The sequence below is a fragment of the Pseudothermotoga sp. genome (assembly GCA_025060105.1).
Taxonomy (GTDB): Bacteria; Thermotogota; Thermotogae; order Thermotogales; family DSM-5069; genus Pseudothermotoga_A.
In genome coordinates, this window is record JANXCS010000001.1 from 267,224 (window position 1) to 284,007 (window position 16,784).

Genomic DNA, 16,784 nt, shown 5'->3' on the forward strand with positions numbered 1-16,784 from the left:
AAAAACCTCCTCACTTTTTAGAATCAAAGAATCGTACAATTAAAGTATACAATCAAGGTGTAAAGTTAAAACATGCTGGAGGTGAAGCTTTGTTTGACGTTGTTTATTGGTTAGTTGTGTTGTCCACAGTAGCCACTCTCGCTTTTGCCTGGGGGATATTCTTGAGTCAGATGCTGCGTAGAAAGACTCGTTTGGATGAAGAATATGAAAAGTTTGAAGAGAGAATATTGGAACTTATGGGCCAGTTCCGGCATATGTCTGCGGTCAGGTTGCAGATGCTGGACAGGAAAATGGAAGAACTGAGAAAGCTCATCAAGCAAGCCAACTCTCTTTACAGTCAATTGTGCGTTCGTGAGACGGAATTGATGAATTCTTTCAGTGAAACTGAAAAGGATGAAGTTCAAAGCGTTCGGCAAGCATCACAAGATCAAACGGAGGAACTTCAAAAGACGGTTGAACTTGTGAAAAACAATCAGGAGGATGCAGAAACATCCGAAACATCAATAGAGAGAAAAATTTTATTGATGTATCAAGAAGGTAAAAGTGAGCAACAGATCGCGAAGGAGCTAAACATCGGTGTAGGTGAAGTTAACCTTGTACTTTCTCTCTTCCGCTTCCGGAATGGTCTGCATCAATAACTTTGAGGAAAGCATCCACCACTTTTGGATCGAGAACAGTTCCACTCATTTGTTTGATCATCTCAATTGCTTCCTGTTTCGTATAAGCCTTCCGGTAAGGTCTGTCACTCGTGAGAGCTTCGTATATATCCGCTATAGCGATGATCCTGGAAGGTAATGGGATTTCCTCCCCAGCTAAATTGTCTGGATAACCTAAACCATCCCATCTTTCATGATGGTGTCTCACCCATTTGGCTTCCTCTTTCAAACCCTTCACGCTTTTGAGTAACTCTTCAGACTTCACCGAGTGTGTTTTGATGATATCGAATTCGACATCTGAAAGTTTTTCAGGCTTTCCGAGTATGTAATCAGGTATGCCAATCTTACCGACATCGTGTAGCATGCATGCCATTTTGATTCTCTCGCACAGTCTTTCACTGAGCCCCAGAGTTTTTCCTATATCATAAGCGAGTTGGGAGGCTCTCTCGCTGTGACCACTGGTGTATGAATCTCTCATTTCAAGGCTCTTCACCATGAGTTTAAGCTTATCCAGCTTTGATTGCTCATACTCGTTTCTAAACATATTTCCGATCTGCACGGCAGCGAGTATTGCAAAAACCAAAGGTATCGCAGAAATTCCGGCTAACTCATAAAGTAAATAAGAAACGGCAGCGAGTGGGAGCATGAGAGTCGCGCTCAAGAGTGGAGAACGAATCGCGAGTTTGAGGCTCCCAAGGATGCTGGTGTTGGCATTGAAATATATTGCAAATGTTGATTGAACAGCGTTCAAAAGCATGTAAAAAAATCCCAAAAGAAGAACGAGCCACATGTTAGCAACAATGTTCTCTGTCTTAAAAACATTGTACATCCATACCACTAGAGACGTGCTCAATCCTATCTGTGATACATTGAAAAGATAACTCGTAAAACGCTTGCTTTTCACTAAGAACAACCCAGAAAAAATCACGGAGAAGGAGGCAATAATGACGGCAAGGATATTACGAAGAACCACCGCTGCGAATACATTCACAAGCATGCCACCAGTCAGTCTCACTTGAGGTTTCGTGTTAGTCTGCACTCTAAAGCCAATAACTTCAGAAGCAAGACCTGTAGCGAGGAACAAAAAGAAGGTCCAATTCAATCTTGTGGAGCTCACTCGAAACAGAACTATCAGGAAGATCAAATAGAGTGCAAAAAGCAACAACGAATATATGAGAAAAGATCTTCTCACCTGATCAACTCCGCTCGTTCCTGCCGGGGTTTCAACCCGCCTACCATTGCCTCACCAAACTTCGATGTTACCAACTGCGGAGATCAACATTGCCAAGAAACTACCGGCGATGAGTAACACTTTCCACAATTTTTTCATGGCTATCCCCCCTCATCCCAGTCTTTTTATATCGACTGGCTCCGCTAATCCTCCGCTAAGGGGGTAGCCCCGGCAGGTGTTTTCTTCACTCTAAAGCATTCGCTATTTTTTCAACGATTTCGTTGACTCCCCTTTTTGTTACAGCTGAATAGGCTATGACTTCGCTCCTAAATTCATCTGAAAAGTATTGTACCACTTTTTTCACCATGTGATCGCTCAACTTGTCAGTTTTACTTAGAACAATGAGTGATTTCAAACCGTAATACTTGCAATATTCAACGAAGATTTTATCACTTTCTTGAACGGGAAGTCGACTGTCAACGAGAAGTACGCTCAGCTTGATGTAATCTTTTCTGAGTGAAAAATAACTTTCAATGAGTTTCTTCCACTGTTGTCTTTCGTGCCTCGAAACCAGAGCAAATCCATAACCAGGAAGGTCCACAAAGTAGTATTTTTCATTCACCACGTAGAAATTGATGGTCCTCGTTTTGCCCGGCATTTTACTCACTCTAGCGAGTTTCTTTCTGGACAAAACGTTCAAAAGTGTCGATTTGCCCACGTTGGATCTTCCAGCGAAGCAAACTTCACCTTGAAGAGGCTCTGGAAATTGCTCGATTCTGTGAACGCTCAATAAAAAGCGAACGTCTTTTATAAACATGATTCTCTCACCGCTTGTTCTATGTTGTCTATCAGCAATATTTCAAGGTCATTCAACACTTCCTTTGGAAGTTTTAGCAATTCTTTCTCGTTGGTTTTTGGTATCAAAATTCGTTTGATGTGGTATCTGTGAGCCGCAAGGATTTTTTCTTTAATACCACCGACGGTCAATACCTTGCCACGCAGGGTGATTTCTCCAGTCATGGCAGTGTCGTTCCTTACTTTCTTTCCAAGCGCGCTTGAGATGATGGCGACTGCCATCGTCACGCCAGCCGACGGACCATCCTTTGGAACGGCCCCCTCGGGTACATTTATGTGAATGTCGTTGAGCTCGAACGAATCTTTCTTTTCCCAACCACAAAAGGCTCTCGCCACACTCAGCGCTATTCTAGCGGACTCTCTCATAGTTTCTCCAAGCCTACCAGTGAGTATCAGTTCCCCTTTACCTGGTAGTAAAGCACATTCCACTAGAACAACGGTTCCTCCGTACTCCGTCCAAGCCAAACCTTGAACGGCCCCTACCTCTGGTTCGAGGAGCAGTTCAAAATTTCCGTTCCTCTCAGGACCAAGTATGTTTTTTAACGTGCGAACACCCACAGAAAACTTTTTTTGCCTTTCTTCGAGACTGAGTATGGCTGAACGAATTATTTTCTCTAAATTCCTTGTTAATTGTCTAACACCAGCCTCTCGTGTGTATGATCTTATGATCTTCACTATCGCGGTATCACTGATGGAGAAAACATCATTATCGAGTGCGTGCTCTTTCAGAATCTTTGGTAAGATATGATTCTTCGCTATAATGAATTTTTCCTGTTCAGTGTAGCTTTCTATTTCTATGACCTCCATTCTATCTAAGAGTGCTGGTGGAATCGTGTGAGCGACGTTTGCTGTCGTTATAAAGAGAACTTGTGAAAGATCAAAAGGAAGTTCTATGTAGTGATCGACAAATTCTTTATTCTGCTCAGGATCGAGAACTTCTAACAGTGCAGCTGCTGGATCGCCTTGAAAACTCACGGCGAGTTTGTCTATTTCATCCAGGAGCATGACAGGGTTTTTACATTGTGCAGATCTAATGAGTTGCATGATCCTACCAGGCATTGCCCCAATGTACGTTCTTCTGTGCCCTTTGATCTCTGCTTCGTCTCTCAATCCTCCTAGAGACATTCTAACGAACCTTCTGTTGAGTGCTTGTGCTACGGCACGAGCAAGAGAAGTTTTGCCAACTCCAGGTGGACCAATCAAACACAGTATCGGTGCTCTGATATTTTTGCTTCGTTTTCTGACTGCGAGAAATTCAAGAATTCTTTGCTTTGCTTCCTTCAAGCCAAAATGACTCTTCTCAAGCACGAGTTTGGCATGGGATAGATCGTCACTTTCCTCAGTCGTGGTTTGCCATGGGAGGTTCAGGATCCAGTCCAAGTAAGTCCTCACTACCGTTGCTTCGGCTGAATAAGGTGACATTCTTTCCAGCCTTTGAATTTCAATGAGAGCCTTCTGCTCGACGTGTGGGGGAAGTTTGAGTGAAGCTATCTTTTGCCTAAATTGTACTGCTTCATTTTCTTTCTCACCTAGCTCTTCACTTATGGCTTTCAATTTTTCTCTCAGGAAGAACTCTTTTTGAGTTTCTTCTATTCTTTTTCTGACTTTACTGTCGAGCTCTCGTTCTATTTCGAGAAGCTCATTTTCTCGTATCAAGATCTCCAAGATTTTTTCAAGCCTTTTGGAAGGATGGGTTTCATCCAGTAGCTGCTGTTTTTGCTCGTTAGTGATCATTATGAGAGAAGCTACCAAATCTGAGAACTTATCTGCATCGTCTACGCGTAGAATGCTTTCTATCATCTCAGGAGAATATCTCTGTGTATAGTGAGCGTATTTAAGGAAATTGTCACGAACGGTTCTCATGAGTGCTTCGATCTTCTTAGTCTTTTTGTATTTGGATTTCAGCAGGTTCACTTCAACCAGAGTTGATTGTCCTTGAATGAGATTTTTTATTCTCGCGCGTATTTTACCTTCAAGCAACACCCTGAAACTCCCGTCTGGGAGTTGAACGGCTTGCAGGATGTTACATACTGTACCTATATTCAACGATGCCTTCTGGTCGTTTGCGAAATTTTCGTCGTGAAAAATTGCAAAGATGTATTTGTCATAAGACTCAACAGAAGCTTCGAGTGCCGTCAAAATTTCATCGGAAGTGATATGAACTGGTACCATCGTTTGTGGGAATATGACAGGACCATTGACGAGCTTGATGAGAGGCATTGTTGTGGGGATGGATTTTTCTTCTGCGGTTTCTCTTGCCAATTTTTCAAGCTTTTCAAACTTGCGCAAATTCTGACCACCTCTCCTGCAACTGTGATATAAGCTGTTCGTTTTCTGACTCAATTGTGATGGTTCTCCCTGCGTCGCAGAAATCGAACATCAATTTGATTTCCCAACCAATCCAGAAACTTTGGAGTCTGTCAGCCCATTCAACGAAGATCACGCTATCTTTGCGTTCGATAATTTCTTCGATTTCCATTACAACTTCTAAATCTTTGTTCAATCGATATAGATCAACGTGAAAAATTTTAACGTCACCTTCATAAACGTTGATCAATGAGAAGGTTGGACTCCTCACTCGATTTGGATCTATTCCCAAGCCAGTCGCGCACTGTTTCACGAAGGTGGTTTTACCGGTTCCAAGTTCCCCGATGAGTAAGACCACCATACCTGGTCGAACAAAGGATGAGAATATTTGTGCGAATTTGGCAAACGTTTTTTCATCAAAACAGCCAAGAAACTTTCTCATCTTGCACTTTCTTCAGCTTTCTCTATCATTTTTAAAACTTCGGAATGAACTTTACCGTTGCTGAAGAGGTATCCTCCACTCGACAGGTTCGCAGGTTTACCCTTCAGATCGGTTACACATCCTCCAGCTTCGGGAACTATCAGTAGAACTGGTGCTACGTCCCACGCGTTTGCACGCTTTGCAACGAAAAAATCGAAGCGTCCACATGCAACATAAGAAGCTGCCAACACGGCACTTCCCATCATTCGCATTCTTCTGACGTGCTTTTCTATAGCGTTGATGAAATGTCCCGTGAAACCCACATAGAAACCAACATTCCCTATGGATTCTTTCAATGAAGCGTTCGAAGACACTTCGATTTTCTCACCGTTCTTGTAAGCACCTTGGTTTTTGAGCGCATAGAAAGTTTCATTCAGCACGGGATCGTGAACGACTCCAAAGAGGATCTGATTGTTCTCTGCGTAAGCTATTCCCACTCCGAAGGATGGTAATCCGTGCACGAAGTTCATGGTACCGTCTATAGGATCAACGATCCAAAGTTTTTTTCCAATTTCAAAATGGTCTTCTTCAGCGAGTATCGCTTCGTTTGGAAAGTGTTTCTGAATATCATTTACGATTATTTGCTGAGCATGCTTGTCGCAATCGCTAACGATATCTTGAAAAGAGGTCTTCTCTCTTACGTTCAAAGCGTTTCCCCAATGTTGCAGCAAATACAATCCCACTCTCCGAACAAGTTTTATAGAGAAATCGAGTCTATCCAACAAGATCGCCTCCCATGAAAGAATAAGGGGTCCATCAGGACCCCGTTGGTGGGTGCGGCAGGGATTGAACCTACGACCTCTTCCTCGTCAAGGAAGCGCTCTCCCACTGAGCTACGCACCCCACATATACAATATATCATAACGAGCTTCTGCTTGCAAGTCTTTTTTTGAGTGCATTCGGTACTCGGTTCATGATAAACTTTTTATAACCTGAAAGGGTCAACTTAAAGGTTATGATATAATTTGGCGGAAAAAAACTTTTACGATTATAAATGGAGGTGTTTTTTATGAAATCCATACGATCAAGAATACTGCTTTGGTTTTTAACAACAACTATGGCTCTTTTAGCGATTTTAGGATTGTTTATTTATTTTCAAACAAAGAGCACTGTACTCCCTCTCACTCAGGAACTAGCACTAGAAGTTGTTGATGGAAACGCTCGAATGGTGTCTGAATGGTTGAGTGGACGATCCTTTGAACTCAAATCCATCGCTATGGGTCTGGAAAGCATGGTAGCAATAAAGATACTCCAACAAAAAGACATCGTTTCTGGCACTCTCTATTCAATCATTCTGCAACTGTCTGGAAAGTTGAAGGAAAGAAAAGAGGTGTATGACACATACTTCGTTGCCGATTATCGTGAAGGCTTGATGTACGAGACAGACAGTGCTTCTATCACTTCTTCCACAGCGAAGGATCGTGAGTTTTACCGAAAAATAATTGTAGAAAAGCAAGATTCCTTCATAGGTGAACTCCACGTATCCATGTTGACCAAACGGCCCGTTTTCATCATCGCACACAAAGTGGTCGATTCGTACGGAGACGTTGTGGGCGTGTTCGGCGCCACGATAGCTTTGGAAAGATTGTCGCAGATGACCTCTCGTATCGCGATGGGAGAAGTTGGATACGGTTGGATCGTCGACGGCAGCGGCTTGGTACTCGCACATCCAGAAAAATCGATGGTGGGACAATTCAACATACTCAGAAGTTCTCAAGCGGGTTACAAGGGATTAGAGGAACTTGGGTCCAAAATGGTGAAGGGTCAGTCTGGTTTTGGAACTATCGTCTCACCGGATGGTCGCAGGCTTTTTTTAGCTTTCACACCGGTCCCAAATACGCCGGGCTGGACTTTGGGATTAGCGATACCTGAATCTGATCTGTTCGCGAGAGCCAACAGGATGATCATGATGGTTTTGGTGGTCCTCGCGGTGATAGTTGTAGCAGTCGTGGTTGTTTCTTTTGTACTGGGTCAGAGCATATCTAAGCCGATCAAAATCATGGCACAATCCGTTCAGAAATTTGGTTCTGGAGATTTGAAAACTGAGTTCACTGTGAAAACAAGGGACGAGACTTTCCAGATAGCTTCAGCGCTGAATAAAATGGCTGAGTCTTTGAGAAATTCGCTCGCTCTTACCAAGAATTCCGCAGTTGAACTCGACAACTTTTCCAACGAGCTTGAGACCGTTGCGAGGGAAAGTGAGAAGCTCGCCACTCAGATCAGTGAAAAAGCCGATCAGTTGAACAAAAACGTGCAGAACGTTTCCGCTTCCATGCAAGAGGTTGGCTCAGGCGTCGAAGAGGTTGCGGCGAGTGCCCAGAACGTGTCAAAGTCTGCACAGCAATTGAGTGAAAAAGCTGATAAAGTATCGAAAGCCGCAAAAGAGGGTGAACAATCTGTTGAAAAGATCATTCAAATCGTGAACATGGCAAAACAAATGGCCAGCTCGACAGTTCAAACCGTTGGTAAGCTGGCGGAAGATGCCAAAAATGTGGCAACGGTTCTTGAGACTATCAACGCGATCGCTGAGCAAACGAATTTACTCGCTTTGAATGCTGCAATCGAAGCTGCTAGAGCTGGTGAGGCTGGACGGGGTTTTGCTGTTGTGGCTGATGAAATAAGAAAACTTGCAGAACAGAGTAAGCAAGCAACGGACAACATCGCGAACATCCTCAAAAAAATCCAACAAGGCGCGAAAGACGCCGATGAAAAAACAAGCGAAACTGCCAAAGTTGTTGACGAAGCAGCAAATCAAGCGACTGCTGTCGGTAGAAAATTGAAAGATATCCTCTCAGAGGTTGATTCCATGACCAGCATGGTTGAATCAACTGCAGCCAGTGCCCAAGAACAAAGTGCAGCTGCCGAGGAGATGGCGAGCGCAGTTGATGGAGCAACGAAATCGATCGCCGACGTGGCTGTGCAAATTGAAGAAATGGTTCGCAGTATCAAAAAACAAGCTGAAATGGTTATGCGGACTCGACAGATTGGAGATGAGCTCAGGCAAATTTCACACAAGCTTCTAGAATCACTCGAGAAATTTAAAATGTGAATCAGAAATGTAATTCAAAAAGCGCCGCGCTTGCGGCGCTTTTCATTTGGTTGAGCTTAGTGTATAATCCCCCTGTGAGGGAACGTCGAAAGTTGAGGATAAAACGAGATGAAACGGATTTTCATCAGTGATCTACACGTAGGGGACGGTTCAGCAAAGGATGATTTCGAGTTCGATGAAGAACTCATAGAGCTGCTCAACAATTTTTCGGTACAAACAGATGTAGAGCTAGTCATCGTTGGTGATGGCCTCGAATTGCTTGAAAGCAGAGTTATTAAAGATTTTGGCTTGGCTCCATTTCAAGTTCTTGTGACTTCGCTCGATGGGAAAGCTTTGTCTGAGATAGAAAAGAGGCATCCAAAACTTTTCGAAAGCTTCAGGCAGTTTTCCAAGCGACACAGAATCGTGTACGTTGTGGGTAATCACGACTATTACTTACTTGCAAACGAGCAACTCAAAAATGAAACTCAGAGCATCATGGGCTGTGAAGTGGTACCATACTATTACGATGAAAATGCCGGCATTTTGGCGATGCATGGTAACCAATTCGATCTGATCAATAAATTTTCGAAAGATTCCGACGGCAACCTTATCCCACCACTCGGCGAATACATGGTGAGGTACATGATGTTCTACTTCGATGAATATCTCGAATCATTTGTACCAAAAGAAATCTTGGCCGATTATGACAATGTGAGGCCGAGTTTGGATGTCTTTCATTGGTTCGAGAGAGTCTTAGAGGTTTACGATCTGAGCGTGGATATCCTTGAGCTTTGGATCGCCGCTTTTTTAAAAATGATGCGCACAGCTGAAGCTCGCACCTGGCTCAAGAAGAATTTCCCATACTTGAGATGTTTTTCAAAACTGTTTCTCAACAAATGGGGTGGCATAACCATAGGTTCTTTACTCGTTAGAGGTGTCATGAAGGCCAGAAATTTACGCCGAAGTGATTATCTTTTCAAGAGGGCAAGGAAACTCTTCAAGGAAAGAACGTTGAGTAGCGATGACCTCACAGGTTATCTCGATGAGAAAGTTTACTTACCAAAATTGAACGTCGTCGTCTTTGGACACATACATCATCATTCGTTTCGGATAATCCACGTCAATGGGCAGAACAAATTTTACATAAACTGCGGTACTTGGAGACCCGTTGTAGAGAAAGTGAACGGCAAAAAGAAGTACGGTTTTCAAAAGAAAGCGGAGTTGTTCTACGCAGTTGTCACAGATTCAAAGGATGGAGATCTCGAAATCACAACCAACGTGAAAAACAAGACGAGTAAGAGCAAATTCTTGTGAGGTGATGTGCTTGCTCAGAAAAGCTGTACGTGAAAGGGTACAGAATGCATTGGAAAGCCTAGGTCTATCGTATCATTTTGAGATTGATGTTCCGCCAGAAGGTTTTGGTGATTTCTCAACCAACGCCGCCTTGGTCGGTGCCAAACATGCAAAACGTTCTCCCATGGAACTAGCACAACAACTCGCTGAGATATTGAGAAAATCAGAGATTTTCGAATCCGTGGAAGTTGCCAAACCAGGGTTCATTAATTTCAAGCTCAGCAAGAAAGCTTATTTAAACGTTTTAAAAAAAATAATAGATAGCGAGGGTTATCCAATAGAGAAAAGCAAGCGAGGGAAGATCCAGTTTGAGTACGGTAGTGCAAATCCAACGGGCCCGTACACGGTCGGACATGGTAGGCAATTAGTCATAGGCGATGTACTTTCAAATGTTTTCAAGGAGCTCGGCTACGAAGTAATACGAGAGATGTACATTAACGATGCCGGAAGACAAATCAATCTGCTCGCAAGATCTCTGTGGGTGAGGTACAACCAATTGCTTGGCTTGAGTGATTTGGAGATACCCGAAGATGGTTACAGAGGAGAATATTTGATAGACATTGCCGCAGAACTTGTTCGGCAGATTGGTGATGTTTATAAAAACCGTTGGGATAACGAGATAGAAAGATTCTTCAAGCTCTATGCTGTACAAAATATACTGAAAGGTATGAAGGAAGATCTTTCTCTGCTGGATTGTTCCTTCGATGTTTATTTCTCCGAGACGAGCTTGATAGAAGATGGAACGGTGCAGGATGTGCTCAGGATTCTTAGAGAAAAAGGTTTCATCTATGACAAAGACGGTGCTGTTTGGCTTAAAGTTTCACAGTTCGTCGAGGAAGACGACAAAGTTCTCATCAAGAGAGATGGAAGTTATACATATTTCCTGACGGATATTGCTTATCACTTCAACAAGTACAAGAGAGGTTTTGAAAAGGTTTACGACATATGGGGCAGTGATCACCACGGTCACATACCAAGGATGACCGCGGCGATGAAAGCCTTGGGCATTGAGGATGGATTTTTCAACGTTATACTCCACCAATTCGTCACACTCAAGCGTGGTAATGAGATCGTACGCATGTCGACGAGAGCAGGCGAATTCATCACGCTTCGACAGTTAATCGAAGAAGTTGGCAAAGACGCGACGCGTTATTTCTTCGCCATGATAGATCCAAACACTCATATGGTTTTTGATCTGGAGCTTGCGAAAGCAAAAAGCATGGATAATCCAGTTTACTATGTTCAGTATGCTCACGCTAGGATCTGCAGCCTCTTTGAACAGGCCAAAATCAAATCGGTCCAGTTTCGTAAAGGCTCAGATTTGGAGTTGCTCACAGATCCATCCGAGTTTGCCGTGATAAGGAGGCTGGATCTTTTTGAGGATACCCTATACGAGGTCGAAAAAACACTGTCTCCCAACAAATTGACGCAGTATTTGGAAGCACTCGCTTATGATTTTCATAGCTTTTACACCAAATGCTTGATACTCGATCCTGAGAATCCTAGTTTGTCCAACGCGAGGTTGAACCTTGCTTATGCGACCTTGTTAGTGCTCAGAAAAGGCTTATCTTTGCTTAAAGTTAGCACTCCTGAAAGGATGTGAGCAGTGTGGTCGAAAGGTATGCGCTGTCACCTATGAAAGAACTATGGACTGTCGAATCGAATCTTAGAAGATGGCTCAGCGTCGAATTCGCTGTCATGGAGGCTTATGAACAGCTCGGTTTTATACCACCCAACACAACAGAAAGAGCAAGAGCAAACGCATTGTTGGATCTTTCTCTTTTTGAGAAATACGAACGCGAGACGGACCATGAAATCGTCGCTTTCATCAAAATGGCAACGAAAAACATGGGAGATGAGGCAAGGTATTTCCACTACGGCCTCACATCTTCAGATGTGATCGACACAGCTCTTTCGCTCGCACTTGTGGAAGCTTGCGAAATCTTGCTCGAAGAATTACGAAAACTTCTGAAATCTCTTTGGAGACTTGCCAATAGGCATAGATACACTATAACTATCGGCAGAACGCATGGGGTACACGCTGAACCAACCAGTTTCGGTCTGAAAGTTCTAAACTGGTATGCTGAAATGAAGAGGAATCAAGAACGTCTCGAAATGGTGAAGGAGCATACGAAAGTTGGTAAAATCAGCGGTGCTGTCGGTAACTATGCAAATGTTCCTCCACAAGTAGAAGAATTAGCTTTGAAAAAACTTGGCTTGAAGCCAACTCCAGTGTCAAGTCAAATCGTTAACAGAGATCATCATGCACTGCTAGTGATGGTACTCGCTTTGATTGCGAGTGGTATTGAGAGGATATCGACTGAAATAAGGCACCTTCAGCGTACAGAAGTACTCGAAGCGCGAGAACCTTTCAAAGAAGGGCAGAAAGGCTCCAGTGCGATGCCTCACAAGCAAAATCCAATTCTGTGCGAAAGATTATGTGGACTTTCCAGGATAGTTAGATCTTTCGTGATCACGGCTTTGGAAAATAACAACCTCTGGCACGAAAGGGATATATCCCACTCATCTGCAGAACGCTACATCTTCCCTGACATCACGCAAACGCTTCACTATATGCTCGTGAAGGCAAACTATTTGATCCAGAACCTCTCCGTTGACGAAGAGAAGATGCTGGAGAATTTGAACCTGACGCGTGGATTGATATACTCCGAAAAAGTGATGCTCAAGCTTGTTGAGAAGGGGATGAAACGAAACGAAGCTTATGACTTGGTGCAATCTTTAGCCCTGAGATGTTGGAAAACAAAAGGAGATTTCAAAAGCTTGGTCGAACAGAATATACCCACTCTGAGCAAGGAAGAACTGGAGCAGATTTTCGATTCGAGGGACTTTCTTAAATGGGTTGATCAGATTTTCTCGAGATTCGAGGGGGAGTGAACTAGTTGAATACCGTAGTGATAGGACTTCAATGGGGAGACGAAGGTAAAGGCAAGATAGTGACCTATCTTTCGCGCTACTACGATTGTGTTGTTCGATATTGCGGGGGAAGTAATGCCGGTCATACCGTTGATTACGGTGATTTCAAAATTGTTCATCACTTGATACCATCAGCCGACGGAAGATTCAAAAAGAACATGTACATCGGTGTAGGTGTTGTCATCGATTTGGACGTGCTTTTGAGAGAGCTTGAGCAATTGAACAACTTGTTCCCAGAAAGCAGCACGTTGTTGAGAGTATGTAAACAATCACACTTGGTGCTCCCTTTTTACAGGGAATTGGATGGTAGAATCGATGCCGCTCGCAATGAACCTGTTGGCACTACGCGTCGTGGCATAGGTCTTTGTTACGCTAACCGAGCATTGCGTTTCGGCTTGAGACTCGAGGATTTTGAGGACGACCAAACTGTTAAAGAGAGGTTGAGAGAGCTTGCAAAGTTATGGAACCTTGAACTGAGCATAGAAACCGTCTTGGAACATCTTCGTGAAGCTTATGAGAGAATCTCACACTTGTTGATTGATAATGTTGAAGCTTTTGAGAATTTGAAAAACAAAAACCTGTTGTTCGAGGGTACTCAAGGTGTTTTACTCGATGTGGATGTTGGAACTTATCCATTCGTAACGTCAACGAATTGCTCGAGTAGTGGTGTTCAATCGGGTTTTGGTTATCCTATAAAAATCGACAAAGTCATTGGGGTAACGAAAGCCTATACCACGAGGGTTGGTGAGGGACCGTTTCCGACGGAGCTGAAAGGCGAAGAAGGTGAAAGGATCAGAAAACTCGGCGGCGAGTACGGAGCCACAACGGGGAGACCCAGGCGGTGTGGTTGGTTGGATTTTGTGTTGCTCAGATATGCTGTTAAGGTGAGCGGTTGTGATGAACTGATTGTAACAAAAGCGGATATACTGAAAAACTTTGAAAAAATAGCCGTGTGTGTTGCTTACGAAGTGGATGGCATCAAAGTACACGAATTGAAAAATTTGAAGGACATCCACAGAGTTAAACCGGTTTATGAAGAAATGGAAGGATGGAAAGATATCAACTCGCGCGCTTTCACTAAATTTCTCAAGAAAATGGAGCAAGAAGTTGGGGTCAGAATCAGTTATGTATCTACAGGTTCCAAAGTAGATGAGATCATCGCTCTATGAGGAGGGGGATTAGGCATGGAATTGCTCGATGCCATAAGAACTAGGAGGAGTATTCGAAAATACGAGGTGGGGAAGGACGTTTCGAAAGAAACGATACAAAAAATTCTTGAACTTGCTTTGAATGCACCCAGTGCAGGGAACAGACAGCCTTGGAGACTGCATGTTGTGAAAAACCAACTCACCAAAAAAGCACTGTGTGAAGCCGCTTTTGGTCAGAAATTCTTGGAAGAGGCGCCTTGGGTCATATGTGTGGTAGCCGTACCTGAAGAGAGCGCTGCGAGGTACGGTGATAGGGGCAGAAACCTTTATTGCATTCAGGATACAGCTGCACTCGTGACATACATTATGCTGATCGCACGTGAGTTCAATCTCGATACTTGCTGGGTGGGAGCTTTCGACGAAAACAGAGCGAATGAAATTCTAGATCTTCCAGCAGGACAAAGGTGCGTTGCTATGATTCCCATAGGCTATGCCGCAGAGCCAAGGAAAGATAGACCGAGAAGATCTTTGGGAGAGATTGTCGTATTTCATGAATGAGGAGGTATCAACATGGCGGTGAATTTGACAGGAAGATCACTTCTCACACTTTTAGAGTACACACCAGAGGAAATAAGCTACTTACTGGATCTTTCTTTCCAAGTGAAAAGGGAAAGTAGAGCCAAGGTTGTACACAGAAGGTTTGTTGGCAAAACTCTTGCCATGATCTTCGAAAAAAGATCCACCAGAACAAGGCTTGCTTTCGAAACAGCCTTTGCTGAAGAAGGTGGACATCCCATTTTCCTTTCGATTCAGGACATACAGCTCGGTGCCAAAGAATCCATTGAAGATACCGCAAGGGTCCTCGGCAGAATGGTTGACGCCATCATGTTTAGAGGGTTCAAGCAGGAAACCGTCGAAGCTCTCGCCAAATACTCAGGTGTACCCGTTTACAATGGCCTAACCGATGTTTTCCACCCAACACAAGTGCTTGCTGATCTCATGACAGTACAGGAAGTCTTCGGTAGGCTCAAGGGTATTAAGCTCGTGTTCGTGGGTGATGGAAGGAACAACATGGCCAATTCCCTCATGATCGGTTGCGCCAAAATGGGTATGCACTACGTCGTATGTTCACCGAAAGAACTCAGACCTGATGAAAAACTTGTAAAGACTTGCTTAGAGGTTGCGAAGGAAACGGGGGCAACGATTCAGATAGAAGAAAACCCTGAAAAAGCCGTTGAAGGAGCTGATGTCATTTACACCGATGTTTGGGCTTCCATGGGGGAAGAAGACAAGCAAGCCGAGCGCGAAAGACTTTTGAGGCCATATCAAGTGAATGAACAGCTGATGAAGAAGACTGCGAAAAGTGAGACCATCTTTATGCACTGTTTACCAGCAATAAAGGGCCAAGAAGTCACGTTCGAAGTCATTGAAGGAAAACAAAGTAAAGTCTGGGATGAGGCTGAAAACAGAAAACATACGATAAAGGCGCTCATGATAGCTACACTTTTGTAAAACAAAAAGCGGAGCCTTTCGGCTCCGCTTCATTTCGGTTCGGCTCTCAATTTATGGGAGTCACATTGACGGCTTGTGGTCCCTTACTTCCTTGCTGGATTTCGAACTGTACTTTTTGACCTTCTCTGAGAGTCTTGAATCCGTCAGTTCTGATCGCGGAAAAGTGTACAAACACATCTTCTCCGTTGTCCCTTGTGATGAAGCCGTAACCTTTCTTAGCATCGAACCACTTAACTGTACCGTTGTACATGCTTCTAACCTCCTAATACTTGGTGCTTTCTGCACCGTGCTGATTTAATATATCATGCTTTTAGAGAAGGCACTCTGAGGATGGATAAAAAAACATTGCTGGAATGTGATTGTTACAGAAAGGATGGGACGCTTGGATTTGGCGATCACACCTGCACGGATCGAGGAAGCACAACACTTTGTTGAACTTGCGTTGATGAGTGGAAGGGGATTCCTCGAAGTTCTTTTCGAAGATCAAAGTAGAAAAATTCTCGAGGCACTTTATATCGAAAAGGGGAATCTTTTCAGTCATGAATGTTGTATGTTTGCGAAGTTTGGTAACCACATCGCAGGAATGGTGTTAGCTTATCCTTATGAATACAGTGCCAAATTTAGGTTGAGAACCGGTTTTCTTCTGATCAAAGAGATGGGAATTTCAAGTGTACTCCGCTTGTTAAGCGTGGACAGAGCCATTGGTAAACACGGTAAGAACGAGTTTTATATCAGTAACCTTGCTGTCTATCCTGATTTCCGAAATAAAGGTCTTGCACGTGGACTTCTACAGTATTGTTTTGAGGCTGCTAAACGGGCGCTCAGTACCAAGGTGACTTTGGATGTTGAAGAAGAAAACGAAGTAGCGATCAAGCTTTACACAAAGATGGGTTTTCAATTCGAAAGAAAATCAACGATAAAGTTAGGGAAGAACATTTTCCATTTTGTGAGGATGTCGAAGCCGATTTGATCAACACTGCATTATAATCTCATAGAACGAAACATGAAAGTAGAACGATTGAACTTTTCATGAAGTCGAATTGAGGGAACTCGCAGAAAGGGAGGTAAGATTATGAACGGTTGGAAAAGGTGTACAAATTGCGGCGAGAAGTGCAAAAATGACGCGAGAAAGTGCCCAGCTTGCGGTACACCTTTCGAGAAAAAAGAGTGTCCAGATTGCGGGGCTGTGATCGATGATGACATCGATGAATGCCCCATTTGCGGTTGGTTGTTTTCTGAAGAATTTTTCGACGAGTACGAGGAGGATTACGATTACGAGGATCTTGAAGATTTTCACGATCTGTCTGACTACGAAGATGAAGACTGAGGTGTGAAA

At 43.5% G+C, this 16,784-nt stretch carries 16 protein-coding genes and 1 tRNA gene; 10 read left to right on the plus strand and 7 right to left on the minus strand.

Going from position 1 to position 16,784, the window contains the following annotated elements:
• The first annotated feature begins 89 nt into the window (after positions 1-89).
• The gene (locus NZ875_01355) at positions 90-638 is read left to right on the plus strand and encodes a hypothetical protein (protein MCS7174385.1); all 549 of its coding nucleotides are present in this window, start codon (positions 90-92) and stop codon (positions 636-638) included.
• Here the strand turns inward: NZ875_01355 and NZ875_01360 are convergent.
• The 6 genes from NZ875_01360 to NZ875_01385 form a co-directional block, all read right to left on the minus strand.
• Positions 589-1,848, minus strand: coding sequence for an HD-GYP domain-containing protein (locus NZ875_01360; GenBank protein ID MCS7174386.1), 1,260 nt, complete (start codon positions 1,846-1,848; stop codon positions 589-591). The genes NZ875_01355 and NZ875_01360 overlap by 50 nt on opposite strands.
• A 223-nt stretch (positions 1,849-2,071) precedes the next feature.
• Entirely contained in the window at positions 2,072-2,644 is a 573-nt protein-coding gene (gene yihA, locus NZ875_01365) for a ribosome biogenesis GTP-binding protein YihA/YsxC (GenBank protein MCS7174387.1), read from the minus strand.
• The gene (gene lon / locus NZ875_01370; protein ID MCS7174388.1) at positions 2,635-4,902 is read right to left on the minus strand and encodes an endopeptidase La; all 2,268 of its coding nucleotides are present in this window, start codon (positions 4,900-4,902) and stop codon (positions 2,635-2,637) included. The genes yihA and lon overlap by 10 nt, the downstream gene beginning before the upstream one ends.
• Positions 4,903-4,957: 55 nt before the next feature.
• Positions 4,958-5,431 carry a tRNA (adenosine(37)-N6)-threonylcarbamoyltransferase complex ATPase subunit type 1 TsaE gene (gene tsaE / locus NZ875_01375; GenBank protein ID MCS7174389.1) on the minus strand — a complete coding sequence of 158 codons (474 nt, stop codon included), beginning with the start codon at positions 5,429-5,431 and terminating at the stop codon, positions 4,958-4,960.
• Positions 5,428-6,192, minus strand: a complete 765-nt coding sequence (locus tag NZ875_01380; protein MCS7174390.1) for an inositol monophosphatase — start codon at positions 6,190-6,192, stop codon at positions 5,428-5,430. The genes tsaE and NZ875_01380 overlap by 4 nt, the downstream gene beginning before the upstream one ends.
• A gap of 46 nt (positions 6,193-6,238) precedes the next feature.
• Positions 6,239-6,313: transfer RNA gene (locus NZ875_01385), tRNA-Val, on the minus strand.
• Between the two features lie 166 nt (positions 6,314-6,479).
• On the opposite strand from NZ875_01385, the gene NZ875_01390 reads away from it, so the two are divergent.
• The 7 genes from NZ875_01390 to argF all read left to right on the plus strand — a co-directional run bounded on the left by NZ875_01390 (position 6,480) and on the right by argF (position 15,448).
• Positions 6,480-8,519: a methyl-accepting chemotaxis protein gene (locus NZ875_01390; protein ID MCS7174391.1), complete on the plus strand. Its 2,040-nt coding sequence runs from the start codon at positions 6,480-6,482 to the stop codon at positions 8,517-8,519.
• A gap of 108 nt (positions 8,520-8,627) precedes the next feature.
• A complete protein-coding gene (locus NZ875_01395; GenBank protein ID MCS7174392.1) occupies positions 8,628-9,815 on the plus strand; it encodes a metallophosphoesterase in 1,188 nt (395 codons plus the stop codon).
• 10 nt (positions 9,816-9,825) lie between these two features.
• Positions 9,826-11,457 (plus strand): arginine--tRNA ligase, encoded by a 1,632-nt coding sequence (argS, locus tag NZ875_01400; protein MCS7174393.1) that lies wholly within the window; start codon positions 9,826-9,828, stop codon positions 11,455-11,457.
• 5 nt (positions 11,458-11,462) lie between these two features.
• On the plus strand, positions 11,463-12,749 hold the full coding sequence (gene purB, locus NZ875_01405) for an adenylosuccinate lyase (GenBank protein MCS7174394.1): 1,287 nt from the start codon (positions 11,463-11,465) through the stop codon (positions 12,747-12,749).
• A 5-nt stretch (positions 12,750-12,754) separates the two neighbouring features.
• Positions 12,755-13,957: an adenylosuccinate synthase gene (locus NZ875_01410; protein MCS7174395.1), complete on the plus strand. Its 1,203-nt coding sequence runs from the start codon at positions 12,755-12,757 to the stop codon at positions 13,955-13,957.
• Between the two features lie 15 nt (positions 13,958-13,972).
• Positions 13,973-14,494 carry a nitroreductase family protein gene (locus NZ875_01415; GenBank protein MCS7174396.1) on the plus strand — a complete coding sequence of 174 codons (522 nt, stop codon included), beginning with the start codon at positions 13,973-13,975 and terminating at the stop codon, positions 14,492-14,494.
• 12 nt (positions 14,495-14,506) lie between these two features.
• Entirely contained in the window at positions 14,507-15,448 is a 942-nt protein-coding gene (argF, locus tag NZ875_01420; GenBank protein ID MCS7174397.1) for an ornithine carbamoyltransferase, read from the plus strand.
• Between the two features lie 46 nt (positions 15,449-15,494).
• On the opposite strand, the gene NZ875_01425 is transcribed toward argF, so the two are convergent.
• Positions 15,495-15,698 carry a cold-shock protein gene (locus NZ875_01425; protein ID MCS7174398.1) on the minus strand — a complete coding sequence of 68 codons (204 nt, stop codon included), beginning with the start codon at positions 15,696-15,698 and terminating at the stop codon, positions 15,495-15,497.
• Positions 15,699-15,803: 105 nt separating this feature from the next.
• On the opposite strand from NZ875_01425, the gene NZ875_01430 reads away from it, so the two are divergent.
• Positions 15,804-16,418: a GNAT family N-acetyltransferase gene (locus tag NZ875_01430; GenBank protein MCS7174399.1), complete on the plus strand. Its 615-nt coding sequence runs from the start codon at positions 15,804-15,806 to the stop codon at positions 16,416-16,418.
• A gap of 102 nt (positions 16,419-16,520) precedes the next feature.
• Positions 16,521-16,775, plus strand: a complete 255-nt coding sequence (locus NZ875_01435) for a zinc-ribbon domain-containing protein (protein ID MCS7174400.1) — start codon at positions 16,521-16,523, stop codon at positions 16,773-16,775.
• Positions 16,776-16,784 lie beyond the last annotated feature (9 nt).

What these genes read in the sequence shown, in the direction of transcription:
- NZ875_01435 (MCS7174400.1), top strand. Translation starts at nt 16,521, where the DNA reads ATGAACGGTTGGAAAAGGTGTACAAATTGCGGCGAGAAGTGCAAAAAT.
- lon (MCS7174388.1), bottom strand. Translation starts at nt 4,902, where the DNA reads ATGCCTCTCATCAAGCTCGTCAATGGTCCTGTCATATTCCCACAAACG.
- NZ875_01425 (MCS7174398.1), bottom strand. Translation starts at nt 15,698, where the DNA reads ATGTACAACGGTACAGTTAAGTGGTTCGATGCTAAGAAAGGTTACGGC.
- tsaE (MCS7174389.1), bottom strand. Translation starts at nt 5,431, where the DNA reads ATGAGAAAGTTTCTTGGCTGTTTTGATGAAAAAACGTTTGCCAAATTC.
- NZ875_01395 (MCS7174392.1), top strand. Translation starts at nt 8,628, where the DNA reads ATGAAACGGATTTTCATCAGTGATCTACACGTAGGGGACGGTTCAGCA.
- NZ875_01390 (MCS7174391.1), top strand. Translation starts at nt 6,480, where the DNA reads ATGAAATCCATACGATCAAGAATACTGCTTTGGTTTTTAACAACAACT.
- yihA (MCS7174387.1), bottom strand. Translation starts at nt 2,644, where the DNA reads ATGTTTATAAAAGACGTTCGCTTTTTATTGAGCGTTCACAGAATCGAG.
- NZ875_01415 (MCS7174396.1), top strand. Translation starts at nt 13,973, where the DNA reads ATGGAATTGCTCGATGCCATAAGAACTAGGAGGAGTATTCGAAAATAC.
- argF (MCS7174397.1), top strand. Translation starts at nt 14,507, where the DNA reads ATGGCGGTGAATTTGACAGGAAGATCACTTCTCACACTTTTAGAGTAC.